The sequence below is a fragment of the Salmonella sp. HY31 genome (assembly GCF_042604575.1).
Lineage (GTDB): Bacteria > Pseudomonadota > Gammaproteobacteria > Enterobacterales > Enterobacteriaceae > Salmonella > Salmonella diarizonae.
In genome coordinates, this window is sequence record NZ_CP170479.1 from 2947561 (window position 1) to 2968758 (window position 21198).

The 21198-nt window shown below is 46.1% G+C and carries 20 protein-coding genes and 2 pseudogenes; 11 read left to right on the forward strand and 11 right to left on the reverse strand.

Annotation, left to right across the window (positions count from 1 at the left end; translation table 11 throughout):
• Positions 1–8 precede the first annotated feature (8 nt).
• The gene (locus ACE15A_RS14065; protein WP_023248726.1) at positions 9–521 is read left to right on the forward strand and encodes a 4-hydroxyphenylacetate 3-monooxygenase reductase subunit; all 513 of its coding nucleotides are present in this window, start codon (positions 9–11) and stop codon (positions 519–521) included.
• A 123-nt stretch (positions 522–644) separates the two neighbouring features.
• On the opposite strand, the gene hiuH is transcribed toward ACE15A_RS14065, so the two are convergent.
• Positions 645–1055, reverse strand: a complete 411-nt coding sequence (gene hiuH, locus ACE15A_RS14070) for a hydroxyisourate hydrolase (protein ID WP_023248727.1) — start codon at positions 1053–1055, stop codon at positions 645–647.
• A gap of 135 nt (positions 1056–1190) precedes the next feature.
• Here hiuH and hprR point away from each other — a divergent pair, with 135 nt between their 5' ends.
• From hprR to ACE15A_RS14090, 4 genes and pseudogenes are all read left to right on the forward strand, one after another.
• Positions 1191–1871 carry a response regulator transcription factor HprR gene (hprR, locus tag ACE15A_RS14075; RefSeq protein WP_053510711.1) on the forward strand — a complete coding sequence of 227 codons (681 nt, stop codon included), beginning with the start codon at positions 1191–1193 and terminating at the stop codon, positions 1869–1871.
• Positions 1864–3222 (forward strand): heavy metal sensor histidine kinase, encoded by a 1359-nt coding sequence (locus ACE15A_RS14080; RefSeq protein WP_023248729.1) that lies wholly within the window; start codon positions 1864–1866, stop codon positions 3220–3222. Before hprR ends, ACE15A_RS14080 begins: the two co-directional genes overlap by 8 nt.
• A 179-nt stretch (positions 3223–3401) precedes the next feature.
• Positions 3402–4871 (forward strand): C69 family dipeptidase, encoded by a 1470-nt coding sequence (locus tag ACE15A_RS14085; RefSeq protein WP_129382452.1) that lies wholly within the window; start codon positions 3402–3404, stop codon positions 4869–4871.
• A gap of 108 nt (positions 4872–4979) precedes the next feature.
• Positions 4980–5088: pseudogene (locus ACE15A_RS14090) on the forward strand (hypothetical protein).
• On the opposite strand, the gene ACE15A_RS14095 reads toward ACE15A_RS14090, so the two are convergent.
• The gene (locus ACE15A_RS14095; RefSeq protein ID WP_023248731.1) at positions 5089–5259 is read right to left on the reverse strand and encodes a YlcI/YnfO family protein; all 171 of its coding nucleotides are present in this window, start codon (positions 5257–5259) and stop codon (positions 5089–5091) included.
• Positions 5260–5591: 332 nt separating this feature from the next.
• Here ACE15A_RS14095 and ACE15A_RS14100 point away from each other — a divergent pair, with 332 nt between their 5' ends.
• Positions 5592–7271, forward strand: a complete 1680-nt coding sequence (locus ACE15A_RS14100) for a type III secretion system effector inositol phosphate phosphatase (protein WP_053510715.1) — start codon at positions 5592–5594, stop codon at positions 7269–7271.
• Positions 7272–7286: 15 nt separating this feature from the next.
• Positions 7287–7628 carry a type III secretion system chaperone gene (locus ACE15A_RS14105; RefSeq protein WP_053510717.1) on the forward strand — a complete coding sequence of 114 codons (342 nt, stop codon included), beginning with the start codon at positions 7287–7289 and terminating at the stop codon, positions 7626–7628.
• A gap of 250 nt (positions 7629–7878) precedes the next feature.
• On the opposite strand, the gene ACE15A_RS14110 is transcribed toward ACE15A_RS14105, so the two are convergent.
• Positions 7879–8286 carry a hypothetical protein gene (locus ACE15A_RS14110; protein ID WP_053510719.1) on the reverse strand — a complete coding sequence of 136 codons (408 nt, stop codon included), beginning with the start codon at positions 8284–8286 and terminating at the stop codon, positions 7879–7881.
• A gap of 341 nt (positions 8287–8627) precedes the next feature.
• A complete protein-coding gene (locus ACE15A_RS14115) occupies positions 8628–9146 on the reverse strand; it encodes a DUF2165 family protein (RefSeq protein ID WP_053510721.1) in 519 nt (172 codons plus the stop codon).
• Positions 9147–9436: 290 nt separating this feature from the next.
• Here ACE15A_RS14115 and ACE15A_RS14120 point away from each other — a divergent pair, with 290 nt between their 5' ends.
• The 3 genes from ACE15A_RS14120 (at position 9437) to ACE15A_RS14130 (ending at position 11251) form a co-directional block, all read left to right on the forward strand.
• The gene (locus tag ACE15A_RS14120; protein ID WP_071790797.1) at positions 9437–9517 is read left to right on the forward strand and encodes an IS1-like element transposase; all 81 of its coding nucleotides are present in this window, start codon (positions 9437–9439) and stop codon (positions 9515–9517) included.
• Positions 9518–9623: 106 nt separating this feature from the next.
• The gene (locus ACE15A_RS14125) at positions 9624–9713 is read left to right on the forward strand and encodes a hypothetical protein (protein ID WP_380913895.1); all 90 of its coding nucleotides are present in this window, start codon (positions 9624–9626) and stop codon (positions 9711–9713) included.
• A gap of 200 nt (positions 9714–9913) precedes the next feature.
• On the forward strand, positions 9914–11251 hold the full coding sequence (locus tag ACE15A_RS14130; RefSeq protein WP_053510724.1) for a surface lipoprotein assembly modifier: 1338 nt from the start codon (positions 9914–9916) through the stop codon (positions 11249–11251).
• 172 nt (positions 11252–11423) lie between these two features.
• On the opposite strand, the gene istB is transcribed toward ACE15A_RS14130, so the two are convergent.
• Complete coding sequence (gene istB / locus ACE15A_RS14135; RefSeq protein WP_000544830.1) at positions 11424–12221, reverse strand: IS21-like element IS21 family helper ATPase IstB; 798 nt, start codon at positions 12219–12221, stop codon at positions 11424–11426.
• Positions 12221–13393, reverse strand: coding sequence for an IS21-like element IS21 family transposase (gene istA, locus ACE15A_RS14140; protein ID WP_000952373.1), 1173 nt, complete (start codon positions 13391–13393; stop codon positions 12221–12223). Before istA ends, istB begins: the two co-directional genes overlap by 1 nt.
• 65 nt (positions 13394–13458) lie before the next feature.
• Between istA and ACE15A_RS14145 the strand changes: the two genes are divergently transcribed.
• Positions 13459–14487 (forward strand): transferrin-binding protein-like solute binding protein, encoded by a 1029-nt coding sequence (locus ACE15A_RS14145; RefSeq protein WP_380910984.1) that lies wholly within the window; start codon positions 13459–13461, stop codon positions 14485–14487.
• Positions 14488–14671: 184 nt separating this feature from the next.
• Here the strand turns inward: ACE15A_RS14145 and ACE15A_RS14150 are convergent.
• The 5 genes and pseudogenes from ACE15A_RS14150 to ACE15A_RS14170 all read right to left on the reverse strand — a co-directional run bounded on the left by ACE15A_RS14150 (position 14672) and on the right by ACE15A_RS14170 (position 20081).
• Positions 14672–14883, reverse strand: a pseudogene (locus ACE15A_RS14150) (Hha/YmoA family nucleoid-associated regulatory protein).
• Positions 14884–15016: 133 nt separating this feature from the next.
• Positions 15017–16126 (reverse strand): fimbrial protein, encoded by a 1110-nt coding sequence (locus tag ACE15A_RS14155; protein ID WP_226296220.1) that lies wholly within the window; start codon positions 16124–16126, stop codon positions 15017–15019.
• A gap of 73 nt (positions 16127–16199) precedes the next feature.
• Complete coding sequence (locus ACE15A_RS14160) at positions 16200–18692, reverse strand: fimbria/pilus outer membrane usher protein (RefSeq protein WP_226998591.1); 2493 nt, start codon at positions 18690–18692, stop codon at positions 16200–16202.
• Positions 18693–18756: 64 nt separating this feature from the next.
• Complete coding sequence (locus tag ACE15A_RS14165) at positions 18757–19488, reverse strand: fimbria/pilus periplasmic chaperone (RefSeq protein ID WP_053509657.1); 732 nt, start codon at positions 19486–19488, stop codon at positions 18757–18759.
• 56 nt (positions 19489–19544) lie between these two features.
• On the reverse strand, positions 19545–20081 hold the full coding sequence (locus ACE15A_RS14170) for a fimbrial protein (RefSeq protein WP_023247011.1): 537 nt from the start codon (positions 20079–20081) through the stop codon (positions 19545–19547).
• Positions 20082–21198: the final 1117 nt, after the last annotated feature.

Sequence of the window (21198 nt, forward strand, 5' to 3'; positions counted from 1 at the left end):
AGGTTCTCATGCAAGTAGATGAACAACGTCTGCGTTTTCGCGATGCGATGGCGAGTCTGGCGGCAGCGGTCAACATTGTAACCACTGCGGGTCACGCCGGACGCTGCGGCATCACCGCAACAGCGGTCTGCTCCGTCACCGATACGCCGCCCTCCGTGATGGTATGTATTAATGCCAATAGCGCCATGAACCCCGTTTTTCAGGGCAACGGCAGGCTGTGCATTAATGTACTTAACCATGAGCAGGAGCTGATGGCGCGCCACTTTGCCGGTATGACGGGGATGGCGATGGAGGAGCGTTTTCACCAGCCATGTTGGCAAAACGGGCCGCTGGGCCAGCCGGTACTTAACGGCGCGCTGGCCGGTCTTGAAGGCGAGATCAGCGATGTACAAACCATTGGCACGCATCTGGTGTATCTGGTAGCAATCAAAAATATTATCCTTAGCCAGGATGGGCATGGCCTGATTTATTTCAAACGCCGTTTTCATCCGGTAAGACTTGAGATGGAAGTGCCTGTTTAATCGCCACTCATGCCCACAAGCGGCATAACCACCGCTTGTGGGAAGATAGCCGATACGCTGAAGATTTTTATTCCCGCCGCGATGTCTGCCCGTCATAAATCGCGGCGTTTAACAAAACGTAAATTAGCTCCCGCGATAGGTTGAATAACCATACTGACTTAATAACAGCGGCACATGATAGTGCTCATTCGTTTTGCTGATATGAAACTCGACGGGAATCTCCGGGAAAAACGTGTCCAGTTTTTTACTTTCAAAATAGTGGCCGGTTTTAAAAATAACGCGATAATCCCCCGGCGCGGCAGGTTTTTCCGGCCACAGTGCTTTAATACGCCCATCCTGGTCGGTATGTCCGGTGTTTAATTGCGCCCATCCGTTGTCCTTTTTCTGCTCCAGTACCACCTCCACGCCGGGCGCTGGTTTGCCTGTTTGCTGATCGAGAATATGTACGCTGAGGATATTGTTCCCAGCGGCCAGCGCCATTGCCGGGGCTGCAATAATAGACGCTATCACGGTAGCCAGTATATATCGTTTCATGCTTCACTCCTTTACGGTATTGATGCAAGAAAATATATCTGGCGCGTCCAGGATTAACCTTACACGGACATTACAATTATGTCATCTTGTTGGAGATTGACGGATTCGCTAACAAGCCTATGGCATACTGCGTTGATGAAGATTTTATTGATTGAAGATAACCAGAAAACCATTGAGTGGGTACGTCAGGGACTCACGGAAGCAGGCTATGTGGTTGATTATGCCTGTGATGGACGAGACGGATTACACCTGGCCCTTCAGGAACATTATTCATTGATTATTCTTGATATTATGCTGCCGGGGCTTGATGGATGGCAGGTTTTACGCGCGTTACGCACTGCGCATCAGCACCCTGTTATTTGCCTGACGGCGCGCGACTCGGTTGAGGATCGCGTCAAAGGTCTTGAGGCGGGCGCTAATGATTACCTTGTTAAGCCTTTTTCCTTCGCCGAACTGCTGGCCAGGGTGAGAGCTCAACTCAGACAGCACGTCCCTGTCTTGACCCGACTGACGATCAATAGTCTGGACATGGATGCCACAAAGCAATCAGTGTCAAGAAATGGAAAACCGATTTCCCTGACCCGCAAAGAATTCCTGCTCCTCTGGTTACTGGCGTCCCGGGCAGGAGAAATCGTGCCCCGAACCGCGATCGCCAGCGAAGTATGGGGGATCAACTTTGATAGTGAAACCAACACCGTTGATGTCGCGATTCGTCGGCTTCGCGCCAAAGTAGACGATCCATTTGAAAAGAAGCTCATTATGACCGTCCGGGGGATGGGTTATCGATTACAGGCGGAAGTGTCGCAGAATGGTTAAGTTATCAATGACGCTGCGCCTGACAATTTCTTTTATCACCATACTTATCCTCACCTGTACCGGCATTAGCTGGACGCTTTATAACGCGCTGAGCAAGGAATTAACGTATCGGGATGATATGACGCTAATAAACCGGGCAGCGCAAATGCAACAACTGTTACTGGATGGCGCCAGGCCGGAGAATCTGCCGCTCTATTTTAATCGGATGGTGGATACGAAGCAGGATATCTTGTTGATTCATTCACCAACAGGCCATAGTGTTGCGATTAATCATAGCGGCATCCCCGACCAACGCTTTAACACAATTCCAGTGGTTAAAAACATAACCCGCGAAGCCTTATTTCGCCAGACGGTACAAGGAACAGAGCTGACCGCGGTACGGGTAATCGCCAGACGCGACGATATCCCGCTGACCCTTACCATTGCCAGGCTGGCGACGGAAAGGCGACAAATGCTGGAGCAATATCGTCGCAACAGTTTGCTGATGAGTCTTATCGCGATCCTCGTCTGTTCGGCACTCAGTCCGTTAGTCATCAGAAATGGGCTGCGGGCCATTACGTCGCTCAGCCGGCTCACCGCGGCGACAGATAGCGGCACACTTCGCCAGCCGCTGGCGGAACAGGCATTACCCGCCGAACTCAGGCCGCTTGGGCAAGCGCTAAATACCATGCGCCAGAAGCTTTCCGACGATTTTGAACGCCTGAACCAATTTGCCGACGATCTGGCGCACGAGCTGCGCACGCCGGTTAATATTTTACTGGGGAAGAATCAGGTGATGCTGAGTCAGGAGCGCAGCACCGAAGAGTATCAACAAGCCCTTGTCGATAATATTGAAGAGCTGGAGAGACTGTCGCGACTGACAGAAAATATTCTCTTTCTGGCGCGCGCGGAGCACCAGAATATAGCGGTAAAAAAACAGCCTGTTTCGCTAAATGCGCTGGTCGAAAATATGCTCGATTATCTTAGCCCTCTTGCCGAGGAGAAGGGCATCCGTTTTATAAGTCAATGTCAGGGGACGGTATGGGCTGATGAAATGTTATTACAAAGAGTACTCTCAAACCTGTTGACGAATGCCATCCGTTATTCTGATGAAAACGCCGTGATACGTATTGAAAGCGCTTATGAGAATAACATTGCAGAAATTCGGGTCGCTAATCCGGGAAGCCCCCCCGCCGATCCGAACAAGCTCTTCAGGCGTTTTTGGCGAGGAGATAATGCCCGCCACACCACCGGTTTCGGCCTGGGGCTATCGCTGGTTAACGCGATTGCCCTATTGCACGGCGGCTCGGCGTCTTACCGCTATGCCGATGAACACAACATTTTTTTGGTTCGTCTGCCTGATAACGTTTGATAGCTAAGGGCAGTACAGGTTCTATTCCCCTTCCCTGCCACAGGGCTATTGTTCTCAATACAACCTCAATAAAAAGAAAATAAGATATGTCAGTAAAGAGTATTGCCGACGCGATCACTTTCTCGGTTTCCAATCCAGGGTCAATTCATCCCATAACGCGTCATTCAGTAGGAATCTTTATGAAAATGTATCTTGCATTCGCCATTACGCTGCTGGGTATGGGTAAAGTCATTGCCTGTACTACCCTTTTGGTAGGCAATCAGGCTTCGGCTGACGGTTCCTTCATTATCGCGCGCAACGAAGATGGCTCGGCGAACAACGCCAAGCATATGGTTATTCACCCAATCGCGTTTCATCAACACGGCGAGTATAAAGCACACCGGAACAACTTTAGCTGGCCTCTTCCGGAGACAGCGATGCGCTATACGGCGATTCATGACTTTGATACTAACGATAACGCCATGGGGGAAGCCGGTTTCAATTCGGCGGGCGTCGGAATGAGCGCAACGGAAACCATTTATAACGGCAGAGCGGCGCTGGCCGCCGATCCTTACGTGACAAAAACAGGAATTACTGAAGACGCCATTCAGACCGTGATCCTGCCAGTGGCGCAATCGGCGCGTCAGGGCACCAAATTACTGGGCGACATTATTGAACAAAAAGGCGCGGGCGAAGGTTTCGGCGTCGCTTTTATTGATAGCAAAGAGATATGGTATCTGGAGACGGGGAGTGGTCATCAATGGCTGGCAGTACGACTTCCGGCAGATAAATATTTCGTTTCCGCAAATCAGGGACGTTTACGCCATTACGATCCGGATGATAAAGCGAATTATATGGCGTCGCCGACGTTAGTAAGTTTTGCGAAAAAGGAGGGATTATATGATCCGGCTCACGGCAGATTCGACTTCCATCAAGCCTATTCGCAGGATAACAAAATCGATATCACCTATAATTATCCTCGCGTCTGGACGCTGCAACACCAGTTTAATCCGCATCTGAATACTGCCGTTAACGAAGGGGAAACCTTTCCCATTTTTTTAACGCCAATGACGAAAATCAACGTGGCGGTAGTACAAAACGCGTTACGCAATCACTATCAGGGAACGTCTCACGATCCTTATGCCAGTCATAATCCTCAAGAACCATGGCGCCCCATATCCGTTTTTCGTACCCAGGAGTCGCATATTTTACAGGTCAGACCGAAATTACCGCAGGCTATCGGCGAAATAGAATACATTGCCTATGGAATGCCATCCCTTAGCGTCTATCTCCCCTATTATCAGGGAATACGTCATTATCAACCTGGATATGATAAAGGAACCGATCGGGCGAGTAACGATTCTACCTACTGGACATTCCGCACGCTGCAAACGCTGGTTATGCAGGACTACGATACGTTTGCGCCAGATGTGCAACGCGCCTGGAAAACATTTGAACAGCAAACGGCTAAGCAACAGCATACGATGGAACAGGCCTATCTGAGATTATATGCGTCGCATCTGAAAGAAGCGCAACGCTTACTGCAAAATTTTGAAGATAAAACGATGCAAAGTGCGCAGACGCTCGCCCATCGTCTGACAAACAATATTATTACAACAATGACTTACCATACAGATATGAAATATCACTTTTCAAGTACGCAACCATAAATTTAATGGTAATCTATTAGCCACTCATAAACAATAAGATAAAGCGGCAGCAAAATTAGCCAGATATAAAAGACAATAATTATTATGGATTCATAGAGAGGATAGTTTATTACACTCCAGGAGAATATCAGTAAAGAGACAAAAGCGGCAAAAACCCAGGAGGTATATAAGCACGTTTTTCTTTTCAAAATAGCCCCCCTCTCGCATAAGACGATAGCTACAGCTTATGTCCCGTATTACATAACTTCTCCCGACAGGCTTCTTTTACCCATGCTGAAAAATTTTGCGTCTTCTCTGATTTTAACGCGAATTCTATCTGTTCGAGCATGGAATAGGAAAAACGAATATTTTTCGTCACGGTCTTACTTGTCCGGGGCTTGGCTGGCATACACACACCTGTATAACATTTGATGTAACGCCGTTACTTTACGCAGGAGCAAATTGGTGAATTTGATCTGAATCAAAAAGACAGGTTTTCAATAAAAGTTGTGCCGTAAATTGTGAAGTTTGTAGATTTTATGAACATCTGATGTGCCGTTCTCCCCTCATCATCACCGCTATGTATGGGCGTCAGGACGTTCCCCAGCCTGAGCAGAAGTGTTTTTCCACTAAAAAGGACGTTTTCTTAAAGTTTCTGGCGAATAAAAACCACACCCTTTTAAGAGGTCGTTGAACCTGTCGAATGTTCCCACTACACCATTCAGGGATATTAAAACTGCTATGCAAATACAGAGCTTCTATCACTCGGCTTCATTAAGAACCCAGGAGGCTTTTAAAAGCCTACAAAAAACCTTATACAACGGAATGCAGATTCTATCTGGTCAGGGAAAAGCGCCGGCTAAAGCACCCGATGTTCGCCCGGAAATCATTGTCCTGCGAGAGCCTGGCGCAACATGGGGAAATTATCTACAGGATCAGAAGGCGTCTAACCACTCGCTGCATCACATCTATAATTTACAGCATGACCTTCTTACCGTCGCGGCAACGATTCTGGATAGACAAGACCCGGTACTAATGTCAATGGCAAATCAAATGGAGTTAGCAAAAGTTAAAACGGACCGGCCAGCAACGAAACAAGAAGAAGCCGCCGCAAAAGCGTTGAAAAAAAACCTTATCGAACTTATTGCAAAGCAACAGCAGAGTGGCCTGCCTGCAAAAGAGGCTTACCGCCTTGCAGCAGCGACGTTTAGGGACGCTCAGGTCAAGCATCTTAATAGTCAACCCTGGCAAACCATAAAAAATACGTTAACACATAACGGGCATCAATATACCAACACGCAGCTCCCTGCCGCAGATATGAAAATCGGCACACAGGATATCTTTCCCAGCGCTTACCAGGGAAAGGGCGTATGCAGTTGGGATACCAAGAATATTCATCACGCCAATAATCTGTGGATGTCCACGGTGAGTGCGCATGAGGACGGTAAAGATAAAACGCTTTTTTGCGGGATACGTCATGGCGTTCTTTCACCCTATGATGTGAAAGATCCGCTTCTGCGTCAGGCCGGCGCTGAAAACAAAGCCAAAGAAGTATTAACTGCAGCACTTTTTAGTAAACCTGATTTGCTTACCAGGGCCTTAGAGGGTGAAGCGGTAAATCTGAAATTGGTATCTGTTGGGTTACTCACCGCGTCGAATGTTCTCGGCAAAGAGGGAACAATGGTCGAGGATCAAATGCGTGCATGGCAATCGTTGACCCAACCGGGAAAAATGATTCACTTAAAAATCCGCAATAAAGATGGCGAACTACAGACGGTAAAAATAAAGCCGGAAATCGCCGCGTTCAATGTGGGTGTCAATGAGTTGGCGCTCAAGCTTGGCTTTGGCCTTAAGACATCTGATAGCTATAATGTCGAGGCGCTACATCAGTTATTAGGTAATGATTTACGCCCTGAGGCCAAACCGGGCGGCTGGGTTGGCGACTGGCTGGCGCAATACCCGAATAATTATAAAGTCGTAAACATATTAGCACGCCAGATTAAAGATATCTGGAAAAATAACCTTCATCATAAAGATGGCGGCGAACCCTATAAACTCGCAGAACGCCTCGCAATGTTAGCCAATGAAATCGACGCAGTGCCCGCCTGGAATTGTAAAAGCGGCAAAGATCGTACAGGAATGATGGATTCAGAAATCAAGCGAGAGATCATTTGCTTACATCAGACCCATACTTTAAATGCTCCTGGCAGCCTTCCAGATCGCAGTGGACAGGAAATTTTCCAAAAAGTATTACTTAATAGCGGCAACCTGGAAATTCAGAAACAAAATACGGGCGGGGCGGGAAACAAAGTAATGAAAAATTTGTCGCCAGAAGTGCTCAATCTTTCCTATCAAAAACGAGTTGGGGATGAAAATATCTGGCAATCGGTAAAAGGAATTTCTTCATTAATCACTTCTTGAGTCTTGAGGTAGTATATGGAAAATCTATTAAATCGTTTATATGACGCGTTAGGCCTGGATGCGCCAGAAGATGAACCGCTTCTCATCATTGATGATGAGATACAGGTTTATTTTAATGAATCCGATCTTACTCTGGAAATGTGCTGTCCCTTTATGCCATTGCCTGACGACATCCTGACTTTGCAGCATTTTTTACGCCTGAACTATACCAGCTCTGTGACTATCGGTGCTGACGCAGACAATACTGCTTTAGTGGCGCTTTATCGCTTACCACAAACCAGTACCGAAGAAGAGGCGCTCGCTGGTTTTGAATTACTTATTTCAAACGTGAAGCAATTTAAAGAACATTATACATAATATATCAATATGCTCTCTTCAGGAGATAAAACGCAATGCGTATTCTCGTTGCCTAAAGAGACAAAGCCACAGTCTATATACAAACCAAAGATAACCCCCAGCGAATGTTATTCGCTGGGGTTGGTTTTTAGTGGAAATGTAAGGAGCAAACGCTCATCTCTCTCATGCTGATCTGTTTGTGGGAGAAATTTTATAGTATGCCTGCGTTCGCTGCGCTATTTTCATATCACTATAGCGCACTATTTATCTATTAACTATTGACTATCATCGCAGCTAAACCTGCAGACAGTGTTGCAGCAAAAATCGCAGCAATAGCTACCGCTGTCACACCAACGCCAGCCCCGACAACTGCGGCGGTTTTGCCTTTAGAGATATCTTTTTTCTCAAGTGAGGTCAGGTCTGCCAGCGGAATTACCTGATCGGTACTCGTAATTAATGATTGTGGCGTAACTTTCTGGATAGTCACCGTATCCTGACTGCCATCTTTACATTTATATTGTACTACATCGCCTTCATATAGCGGAGGATCAAGAAGATAGTAGGTATAGTTTCTTTCTAATTGATGCTGACGGAGTTGTACGGGATTATAGGTTGAACATCCCGTCATCATCATGACGGTAGCAACCATCATTCCTGCCAATATTTTTTGATATTTCATCTTTTTTTCTCCCCTTCTTTCTCACCGATTGATAACGACCAATCATAATTTACCGCCAGATAGTTGAGAGTCAGTTAACCGTTATGATGATTTACCCGCCTGTTTATACAATGAGGACGCGCTGCACGACTTTTATAGTGATACTAATAACACAGTCGTTCTAAACCATTACTATACAGCAGTGTTATTGTTTAAATCATTAACATATTCAGGCCGTGCGTTACTATATCTAATTTAATAATCACGCACTGCACCACAAATAAAAATTCATGCCTGCCATGTATGACCAAGAATATATATCAGGATGAGATGAACATCACTGTCGCTCAATTTTTCAATGCCTACTTTGAATTTGTCGATTGCGTCGAATCACCTTCAGGTATAATGAGATAAATAAGCACAACAATCATCATCATAAAAAGTCGAAATGATGCCTCAACGCCGTGGTAAGTTTTAGTAGACATCCACATTCTAAACCATTCACCACCTATGGCAGCAAATCCCGCCAGCCAGAGAATAACCCCTAGTGTAAGGGCAACGATCCCCCATTTTTTTGAGTGAGTAAACTGTTCTGTTGACGCATTCCGGCAACAAAACATAATATATCCGCCATACCATCCAGTCACAGAGATCATTACTTCAAATGCTATAATAATAGAATATGCGATATGATAGGCTATAGGGTTAAGTACCGCTCTGTAACAGATAGTGGAAGACGGTAAAATTGACTCCATAGACATTACTAATTTTACAAATGCAAAATTAGTCTGGTAATCAGTAAGATTACCAAAAGCCACAAGAGTTACATAAAAGGATACGGCAGTAAGCGTTATAATTTTACTATATCTAATAATTAACATAAGCAGCCCTTTTCATGATATGTTTGGCGTAGAACGTAACACACCAAAGATAAACCAGAAGTCACTACGGACAATAAGAGCCAGCCTTCAGTCAATCAAATAAACCAGGTGTTTTCATTAGCCGAAAATAATATCCATTGTCGCTATTTTCAGCAAATAGAACCCGTGCACAAGCATGCCTTCGTAAAAACCGGAGAGCCACAACACCACTGCCGTATTTGTCAGCGCTCGTTTCAGGCTAATTACCGCGACAATGCGCACAAGCAGGATGTGAAAAAAGCTATTTCTCAATGGTTCAGGCATCAGCGATACAGTACGAACCACTGAAAGTGGGCATAAACACCGTTATCAGAACCTTAAAAAACTCTTAACAAAGCAGGTAATCAACATTGGCTTTATTACCACAGATGACTGGGGGAGTTATGAACATGAAGTTCCGCCAGAAATCCACTTATAAGCAAGGCATTCACACATCACATTGAGCGACATAATTTGAATCTACGGATACATATTAAGCGACTAGCACGTATATCGAGAGACAACATGAACCCCCTGTATACCCCATAAACTCTTGCACAAATGCAGATGCAGACCCAACGGAGATAAAAAACAACCTATTTCGGCAGGACAAAAAATGACTCACCTCGAAAAAACCGAGCATTCAGCGGTGATTATTCGAATAGTTTTTTATTATGTAATCATGTTAAATATGATAACGATAATCATTCAGTAATTATAGAAACACATAAACAGAATTATATATTTTCATGAAAATTATTGCATACATACGGCTGATGCAGGGGAATCCATCAGCTATGACCTTTATTTTATTGATTCTTTTTTCCTCCTCCGTACCAGCAAAACAAAAAAACCAGGGAATCGTACATACTGATTTTATTAACTATTTAGTGAATAATGATCCTGTAGGTGTGAAAAACACTCTGCAATATTGTGATAAATGCCTGCAGAATATCGACCCTCTTTTTCTCGACTGGGCTAACGCTATTCTTGAGTATCACAAGAAAAATTATGCTGAATCAATACAATATTACAGAAAAATAATTTCAGCCAGGCCTGACTGGTACAGTGCAAGGTTACAACTGGCCACAGTCTTATATCTGAACAAAGACATTCTTTCGGCTGAAGAGCAACTGAGAAAGTTACGCAGTGAACATCTGACAGAAGAGGCGGCTGGTCTCATTGACAGATTTATTGCCAGGGTACAAAAAACAGATCACTGGTCATTCCGTGGTGGTTTTACATATCTGAATGAAAAAAACATTAATAATGTTCCACCGTCAGGACGTTCCATCAGAGGATGGAAGCCCGAAAAACCGCAGTCGGGTAAAGGGGTGATGTTCTGGGGAGAGGCGGAAAAAAGGTTTTCTCTTCCGGATAATTTTTTTGTTATTACCCGCCTGGCTACTTCAGGGAAAACATACTGGAATAACCATTCTTATGATGAGCTGGATGGCAGTGTTGGCGTGGGAGCAGGTTATCGGAATGTAAATACCATGGTCCAGTTTATCCCATTTTACGAAAAAAGTTATTATAGCGGAGGTCAAACATCAGATGGTGGTTTGCAGTCTTACTCTGATACAACTGGTATCAAGGTGGAAACAGAATTCCAGCTCGCATCACGTTGGCGTTTATATTCAGATGCTAAGTTGGATAAAAATGAGTATAAGAAAAAGACTTACCTTAACGGATATCGCTACTCGCTTAATGAAACTCTGATTTATTTCCCTGATTCACGCCAGTATATTTCTGCGGGTCTGGGATACAGTATGCTCAGAACTGAAGAAAAAGATAGCTCTTTCAATAAGTCAGCATTCCGGGCCGGGTGGATGTACGAATGGGATGGAGGTATATCAACGCTCTTACAAGCTGCTTATGGTTATAAAAAATACCTGGACGGAGACTTCTGGGGAATAAAACAAATGAACCATGAATATAGTACGTCTGTAACAGTATGGCATCGCGATATTTATTTTTTTGGAGTAACACCAAAAATAACATGGAATTATCAGAGAACTGACAGTAATCATCCTTTCTACGACACAGAGAGGAATCGTCTTTTCCTGAGTTTCAGCAAATACTTCTGAGAGGATACAATGAAAACCACTTTTATTATCACCAGCATAATCTTGTCGTGCAGCCTGTTAACGGCCTGCGGTGGCGGAGGGGGAAACAGCAGCAAAACACATAGTACCACCATGTCAACGCCACGATGTTTGACCGTTATTTGCCATTTTCATGCCCGCTAAGATACTTTCGTTACTGATGCTGTCCGCTTTTCACCATTTCATCATCACTGATTGGCGTTGTGTTTTTGGTCAGCACTCCAGCTTTACGTTTCTCTTTTAACCGGTAACTCTCTCCTTTGATATTCAGCGTGGTTGAGTGATGTAGCAACCGATCCAGTATCGCTGTTGCCAGCACGTGATCTCCGAACATTTCTCCCCAGTCTGCGAACCCTTTGTTTGACGTCAGTATGATGCTCGCTTTTTCATATCGACGGTTCAGTAGCCGGAAGAACAGGCTGGCTTCCTCTCTGTTCATCGGCAGATAGCCTATTTCATCCAGGATCAACACCCGGGCATAACTCAGTTGCTGCAGCTGACGCTCCAGACGGTTTTCCTGTTTCGCTTTCATCAGTGTCGCGATCAGTCTGTCCAGTGGCATAAACAGTACCCGATGTCCCGCATCCACCGCTTTCACGCCAAGAGCTATGGCCAGATGAGTTTTTCCGACACCAGGAGGTCCCAGCAGGATCACGTTTTCGCTGCGCTCCACGAACGCCAGACCAGCCAGTTCCCGGACAACCTTACGGTCGATGCCCGGCTGGAAGGTAAAGTCGAACTGCTCCAGCGTTTTGACCCACGGCAGACGAGCCTGCTTCAGCCTGGACTCCATACCGCGCTGATGCCTGCCGTTCCATTCCTGCTGTAGCGCCATGCACAGGAACTCCCGGTAGTTCAGCTCTTTTTTAGCTGCCTGTTCCAGCAGGCTTTCAACGTGATAACTCAGATGCTCCATTTTCAGGCGACTCAGCAGGACTTCCAGCTCATGCATCACAACAGCTCCTCATAGGCACTCAGTGGTCGATGTTCCACCTGACTGACCTGCTGCCAGAGCGGGGCGTGATGCTCCGGCACTGTCTGCCAGCCAGACGATGCCGAACAGAGGCGATGTGAGGCCACCAGTTTCTCATTACTGTAGATCCGCAACTCGTCATCCAGCGATATTCGTATCGATACCGGCTGACCACACAGCGCTTCGGGAACGCTGTAACGATTACCACCAACCTCGATATAGCTGTCCCAGGACACATGGCGGATATCGAAGTAACTGGTATCGAAGTCCGTATCCGGTAACGGCTGCAGATGTTCCTGCTCCAGCGCGAAGCGCTGTTCCGGCGTTTCTTTGAACTGGCGAAGTTCCCGTTTGTCAGCCACATCGGCTATCCATTGCTCCAGTTGTTGATTAACATGAGTGAAGCTGTCGAACCTGCGGTACCGGACGAAGAAGTTCTCCTTGAGGTATTTCACCATTCGCTCAACCTTACCTTTTGTTCTGGCCCTGCGTGGACGGCATGCCCGTGGCAGGAAGTTATAGTGGTCGGCCAGCAACAGGAATCCGGAGTTGAACACGACTTTCCCGTTGTTATTCTTCAGCACCGCAGCCTTCTGGTTATCAACCAGCACCGTTTTCACACAACCACCGAAGTAGCGGAAGGCGCGAACCAGTGATTCGTAGGTATGCTCAGCATCCTGTTTTGGTGCTGCGAAGACATGGAAGCGGCGGGAGAACCCCAGCGTATTAACCGCAAAGTTAACTTTGCACCGTTGCCCGGCAACCTCCACCTCAACTTCGCCCCAGTCGTGCTGGAGCTGGTATCCAGGCTGAGTTTCGAAGCGAACTGTTCTTTTTGACGGACGCATTTTACGTTTGGGCTGGATGTAGTAACGCAGCATGGAACGTCCGCCCGTATAACCCATTGCCTTAATCTCCGCGAAGATAACCTCACTATTCCAGACATTCTCTGCCAGGCGCATGTCGATGTAATCCATAAACGGTTTCAGCTTAACCATTTTGTGGCGGGTCTTTCTGGCTGGCGGTTCAGGGTATTTGAGGTAGCGTCTGACCGTCCGTTCAGAGCAACCAATCTGAGTCGCAATATCGACAATGTACGCGCCCTGCTGGCGCATTTGCTTTATCATGTAAAAGTCCTCTCTGCTCAGCATGTTGATGTCCTTTCTGGTGTGAGAACCTTAAGGAAACAACATGTTGGGTGGAGCGGACAATCCAAATGGTGAATTACCGTCTTATATCACTGGCGCTGACAACCACGAGTGAATCCACTCACGTCGTGAGTATCACCACATCAGGAACCCCCGGTTCATCTAATAATAATTCAGATGAGATAACTGAAACCGTCGGCTCCACGGGAAATGATTCCACCGACAATACGGGGATACCTGCAATTAGTGAAACTAGCGGAACTAGCGGAACTAGCGGAACTAGCGGAACTAGCGGAACTAGCGGAACTAGCGGAACTAGCGGAACTAGCGGAACTAGCGGAACTACGTTACAGAAAGAGCCTGTAATATCAACGCCGTCCAGTGAGACTCGTATTCCAGAGGCTAAGTACAGCTCAGGCACCATCCTTACCCGTACAGTAAATGATACGGACTCCAAAATACTTCATAGAAATGATGTAGTAAGCAATCCTGATGCCTTTACTCTCAGAATGAAAGACGGTGAAGTTGTCGTGGATGTCAAACCAATAAATACCGGCGATCCGGCTGACTACCGTGAGCTGGTATCAAAAAATCTTAATATCCTGAGGGATAAAAGTGGTGAGGCTGTCGGTTTTTACGGCATCGTGGAAACGTATACGAGTGAAACTACCCGAAATCTGTCAGGCAAAGAAAAATATGGCAGAATGGATTATATCGTTGCCATGAACGGAGAAGAAAAGAAACTCCCTTCTGTCGCGGCTGACTATACCGGTAAACTTTACTACGATCAGGAGCAGGCCGCAGGAAAAGAAGCCGATATCAGCCTTCGTTATGAAGATCGTCAGGTTACCGGGGCCATACTAGATAAAGATCGCCCACATTTCAGCATGGAAATTGATACCCGAAAACCTCACGAAGTGGACGAAGATGGCAGTTTCATGGCCGTGTTAGTGGGGACGAATAACCGTGCAGACACCAACATGCACGGGTACATTTATGGCAATTTTTACGGAAAGGACGGTGAAATCGTCGCCGGTTCGGTCCACTCTAAAGATGATGACAGCTGGGGTGGCGTGTTCGGGGGAGAAAAGCAGTAATAAATATCAGGAGGTGGTATATCCACCTCCGCTAATTTTAGTGGTGCGGCAGGAATAACCCTGACCGGTCCCCCCGCAGCCCGCAAGGCTGACACAAAATAGGCATCCCCCCGGTCATATTTTTCGAACAACACCGCTGGCCTCCACTCAAAAGACTATAAAAAAGAGTCCGGAATCTGTTTCTTCAACCATTATCTGACAAACCGCACCCTGCCGGAAATCTGTCATATAGTTTATTCATTGTCAGCTCTGCAAAACGATGATCTACTGCCGAATTAAATAACCCAGTTCATCGTTTGAAAGTTTATACCGGTTTGACTCTGCTACTTTCACCTGGGTTTCCTTATTCTGACATTTTCTGAACTAAAAGAACCAGTCCTGTTTATTTTTCTTCATTACTCTCTCTGCTATGAAATTGTTTCTTATTTCCCCGGCATTTATTGCTACCTTTTTCCTTATCTGGTTGTCGATAAGGCATTGACGTAACCAGTCTCATGACAACGGCTAACATGGCCTTACTTAACCTGTTTTATTGATATGAAAATGTTATTGTTGATATAGCCTGAACCGTGCCTGCCTGAATGTCTCCGGTGCGAATATAATTAACTTTAAGACTGACCGCAGGGGCAGGATCTCCCCTGTATGTCGAAAATCGCCACTGGTTTGTATTTCCTTTTACTGAGGAATCTGGGCCGAATCTTAAGGCTTCAGAGTGTCCGTCTTTATATATCTTCAGACCCATCCCTCGTGCTGTTGATGCGTTATCCAGTGAAAGTACCGGGCTCTGGTTTGCCGGGTCCGTGGCATCCGTCAGTGTTGCATAAACATCTATGTTATCCTGGCATTTTAACTGTAAATTGAGTTTTCCTCCTGGTACCTCTGAGCCGACTGACGGGAACTGTTTTTTATAGGCGGCAGCTAACTGAACAGTATAGTTACGTTGCGAAAGACTGCATGTTTTTGTTTTAACAAAGAAATTAAAACCGTTCAGAATAATAAATGAGGTGCCTCCCAGATTGTTGACCCCACTGTTACTTGATGTGACTGAAAAGTTTCCCACATGAACAGGGGGGACATTAATCCACCCGGGTGCAAGCCTGCCCAACACAATGACGCCAATCCTTATCGATGCCCCCATTCTTGGGACAAGATACCATCGGCCATTAGGCGGTATAACGTCCATCAGATTATTCCCTTTCATCTCCACTCCTTCGCCAAACCCGCTTTCCTGACTGTCCGCTATCGTAAAAGTCACCCCGATGTTAGGCACACCAATATCGTAAATATCCTGCCCGTTATACTGGCCCACGACCGGACGGGTTATTACAGCCTGCCCTCTGAGATAATATGGCCAGCAGTAATCAAACAAGACGTTTTCACTGTAATAAGCACTTTTACCCACCTGGTACGGATAGGAAGACGCATCAGCGGGAGCATCAAGATTACTGAACCGTATATCCGGTCTGAGAATAAAATTTTTAGGTGTGTTATTGCAGAAACGGGCCGCTGCGCTCTGCCCAGACTGGAAAAGAAAAAGAAGTACAATGAAGTAACGCATTTTAGCCGGCAACGCCTTCATAATCGCAGTCTCCCTATCCTCAGTTACATTGTCGGTGGATAACATGCCTGAGTTTTTCATCTCAGCACCCGTTACAGACCCCGGCTAATTAAGAGCCAGGAATACAGCGCATATTACTTTTCAATAACCACAGTTATTGTTTTTGCGGTTTCATACAGCGGACTGGCAGTATGGTGACTACGGGTTTATCCGTCTGGCGTTTTACAACAGAGTGATAAGAAAAGATGCAGTGATCAGCAGCATACCGTCCCCATATCACCTTTATGGTTCCTTTATCCTTCAGACCCCGGGCAAAAAGTCGTCCTCCCTGAACAACATACCCAACAGATTTACCCTGAGCATCAAAGGCCTCGGATGCCATAGGAGGGATGCTTCCGTCTGACATTCGTATATCAAACAACATTGCTTCACCTGACTGCGTGGTGAAATTCACCAGCGTCGCACTGTTTGCCCGCGGAATAATTTCCTGTTCTGTCGCTGACAGCTCAACATTCATCGGCAACGCTTCGGGATCGATACTGACCGCATTTTTTTCATAAGGTGTGACAGAAGGGACGATACCGTTTCCCCATGGATCGAGACGATTGCCCGGAGAATTATTAATGGTTGCACCACCGGCGCCTTCCGCATGGATAATAGCGAATGTGTCACTCAGATCGTTACTCAGGGTGATACCAAATGGATGAGCCACGACGGCACCGGAAACGCCAAGCGAGGTCTGGCGGTGATTAAGACTGTCGTTACCGGCTGTCGCGGTTAAATAAGCGTAAGGCGAACGGTAACCGGTACTGGCTGAATATCCGGAACCGCCTTTTTCCATCGCGCTGGCAGAAAGGCCATATGAAAACTGATTGTCCTCTCCGGCAACCCCGCTGACCGAGGTCTGCAGGCTGTTTCCGGCACCTTTGCTGCCATTCAGCGTGGTGGATAAGAGCGGACTCTGCTGACTTTCCCCCAGAGGAATGGAGAAATTCACATAAATACGACGATCATCACGCAAATTGTCAGTGTCAAATGACCGGGAATAACCCACCTGGTAGTTCAGCCGCCGATATACGTTACTGTACCCTGCCTGATATTCGCTGCGGGTCCCTTTACGGCTCCAGTAGCTGTATGTTGAACCCGTCAGATAAAGGTTGCCCCTTCCTGCTCCCAGTTCCTGGTTTACTGATAACTGAAACTGGTTTCTCGGGCGAAAGAACATGCTATTTCTGGCCTGGCTGTTTTTGAAATAATCCACCCGGTTAGCCCACATGGCATCCCGCAGGTTGTAAAAGTCTTTTGACATATACCGATAGGCGGCCAGTGTCAGGCTGGTGTTTGTTAATGGCATACTCACATTGTAGCTGGCGTGCAAACTGTACCCTTTTTGCGTACGGTCATTACGGCTCAGTTTCGTCTCCGAGAACGTGATATCAGATGCAATGGCACCAAATGGGGTGTTAAATGCCGCGCCGGCAAGAGCTGCAATATAATGTGGTGTTGCCATCACCCCGGAGTTTACCGTCACATCATTCACTAATCCGTACTGCAGAGTTCCCTGAAAAACAATTTCATCCAGATTATTGTCTGCATACCGGTAGCGGCCTGTTGATACCTGGTATCGGGTATACCCGGGACGGACAAGTTGCGCCACTGAAGCAAACGGAACAGTAAACAGGCGTGTCTGTCCGTTTGCTTCTGTCACGCTGACCGTCAGGTCACCACCATATCCGGAAGGATAGAGGTCATTGACGGTAAACGGTCCAGCCGGAACGGTTGTTTCATAAATGATATTCCCGTTCTGTCTGATGGTTACTTTTGCATTGCTGCTGGCGATACCATGTACCACCGGCGCATAGCCTCTCAGGGAGCCCGGTAACATCCGGTCATCGGATGCCAGTCTCACTCCCCGGAGGCTGACATTTTCCATCAATTCTCCTCCCGTACTGAAATCCCCCACCGTCAACTGACCACGCAGGGCTGCAACATCATGCCGGAGGTTGGTTTCTGTGCTACGGTACCCCCCGGTACGCCCTCCGGACCAGTTTCCCCTGTGTCGTAAAGCAAATCCGGCAAAATTGAATCCTGCTCTGATCCCCAGATACGTCCTGTCTTCCTGTGTACCGGCAACCCGGTAACGGTAATTATTCAGGTTATAGTTAACAAACGCGGCAGGTACCCCCGTCTGCCACTGTGCCGGAGAGATATAACCGCGGGGACGATGGATAAGCAGCGCCTGGGGAATATCGATATTCAGACGCAACTCTGATGGTTCAAACCGTATTCTGGATACCGGTATGACAGAAGAAATATCCGTACAACCTCTGCTATTTTTTATTATCCTGTCACTCAGCGCTTCTTCGTTTAAATCCAGTAATGATAACAGCTCGGGTGTCAGGCAGAGGAGAGTTCTGTCCATACCGGATGAAAGATTAAAACGCAGTACCGCTCTTCCTTTCCATTCTCCATTAAGCCAGATATCGGAGTAATATTCACCCGGCGGAACAGGTTGTCCATGACTGAAACGCTTCACATCAATAATGTTTTCTCCGGGTATATGTTGTAAAAATACCGGATTAAATTCGACATCGGCTGCCGCCAGTACATCCCTGTTTACCAGACACGGCAATATAATGAAAAGCAATAATACCGATGGCCTGCCTGTTGTTGTCCTTTGTAACCGGCATTTGTTTTCCACTGTTCATCCTTTACTTAATTGATGACTTGCCTTCCTCATAACCACCGTAATCATTAATGACAGTCCAGATGACGCTGGCACCGTAAAGGTTTTTCCCCGGCAAGGTGAACTCTTTAACAGAATAAGGTGAAACCATCCCCGGCTGCGTTAATGACTGAATATCTCTGTCAGACTTCAGTGCAATTTTTTTATAGGTAACAAAATAAGGTGTCTGATTATCAGCCCTGAGGAAGATCTGGTTTCCTCTGTTTACCCGTGACCACGTAACCTGTCTGGCGGCATCCGCTACAGATTGATTTAAAGTTGCAGGCCGGAAAAAAAGTTTAATACGACTGCGGACAGCAAGCTGGAGATAATTTACATTACCGACATCCGCCTTTTTTCCTCCGAATTCAGGCCTGGGAGGAATGTCAAGTACATTCAGATAAAATACCGACTCTCTGTCCCGGGGAAGAGGCTCCCCGGTATACATAATTCTTAAAGTCTGTCCTGTTCCCGGTTCTATTCTGGAGACCGGAGGGGTGATGACAAAAGGAACCCTGACAGATCCCGGAGAACCAGACGCATCCCCTGTATCGAGCCATGCCTGAACCAGTGACGGTGAATTATCACCATTCTGGAGCTGCACATTAATACTTTTTTTCTGCTCCGGATATACCACCCGAGTCCCCATAATAACAACGCTGGCGCAGGCAGAAAAAGACAGCAGTCCTGATATAATCAAGAGTATCAGTCCGGGCATGGTAACCTCTGTTCAGACAGGAAAAACCGGATTTGCTGCAAAACACTCAGGGAGAATTATTCGTATGCAATCGTGTAATTCACGGTAGCGGCCACATCCCCGGCTGTTGCAGCGCCTGTTGCATAATATCTGGCGTTATAACGCAGTTTTACATCTGAAGCGTCAATCCGGGTTGCTGTGGTATTCTGAGAGGAGACATCTTTACCCAGGGTAATCGGAGTATTTCCATCGGCGTTTAATAACTGAACCTGCACATTAGTTGCCGTTCCCGTATTATTCAGATTCCCGGTAGTAAAATCAGTGGTGGCGTTGGGTTCAAAATAGGCTTTTACACTTTGACCACCGGAAGACGATCCGGTATCACATCCATTCAACTCAATCACAAATGGTGTTAACGCCGCTGTTTTAGCCGGAGTGTCCAGAAGTGTTTTTGAAACAGCCGGTAGCGTCACGGTTAAATTTTTACTGCCGGTTGTCACCGAACATGTCTGGTCCAGAATTTTTCCCACAAAATTAATTGTGCCGTCATAGGAAAGAACACTGGCGGAAAAAATAAACGACAACATACCTGTGGCGATGAAAGTCTTTTTCATGCAACTGCTCCTCAATAACAGCATTAAGTACGATTACCAGCATCAATGAAATAAATACAGACAAGACCTTTATAAATACAAACCAGGAGTTATCTGACAGAAAGTATTATTGACGGCAACATAAAATTCAACGTGTTTATATCGTTTGATCACTAATTAATTGACAGGAAACAACTATCAAACATTAAAAATAGATCGTCGTTATCGATCTGGCATTCTATTGCCACTTACTTATCTCTTTGTTTTATAATCCCTTAAAAAACATAAAGTCACGAACGGCTTCATTAGCATCCTGGTTTATCTGTTACCAGCTCTGGCTAACGTCATAGCATATGGAATATTCTGAGCGGGCTATCTTTTTAAGCCAACATTATCCACAAAGAAATAATAACTATGTTTATCTCCCCCTGTAATGCCCCTCTTTATCTGATGACTGAAATAATGAACTGACTGCCACCAGTAATCCGCCGATTATCTGCCCTCCATTGCGCTCACATAAAGAGTGATGCACGGTAATACATTAAGGTAAATAAAAACTATTCGGCCTTCCCGAAAGTACCACAGATTACATCCCGGGATACATTATTCCGGGATGCCCGGCAACCCTGACTCACGGGGAAAAATGAATGATAAATCCCGTGCTATTAAACACTAACAGGTAGCGAAATATTAAGTCGATGAATCCGCGAAAATGCCTGGGCAAAGAATTGGCAGGACTGTTTTGCTCTCCACAGAAGCCCGGGATTACGGAGATAAATATCCTGTTTCCAGAACCACTATAACTCACTAAAAATCAGCATGGTAAACCACCGGATTACCCTTTTACCGCATCAGTAAAACTCATCTCCTATACACATTTCACGACGTGATATTTTACGTTATTCATTTTTTAGGATTTATCTGTTCATTTCTACAATAAAAGTCATGTAAATTGTGTGCCATTGCACAGATAACAATCAGGCTGGAAATAAGTTTGCCAGTTTCAGCCGATGAATAAATGCGCCTTAATAACACATCTGTGCGACTGGAGAGGTGATGTTAAATCTCCTTAACATTCAGTTGCTACTGCCCGCTTTATTCCCCGTGAGCGGGACTTTTTACTCGCAAATGTCTCTGA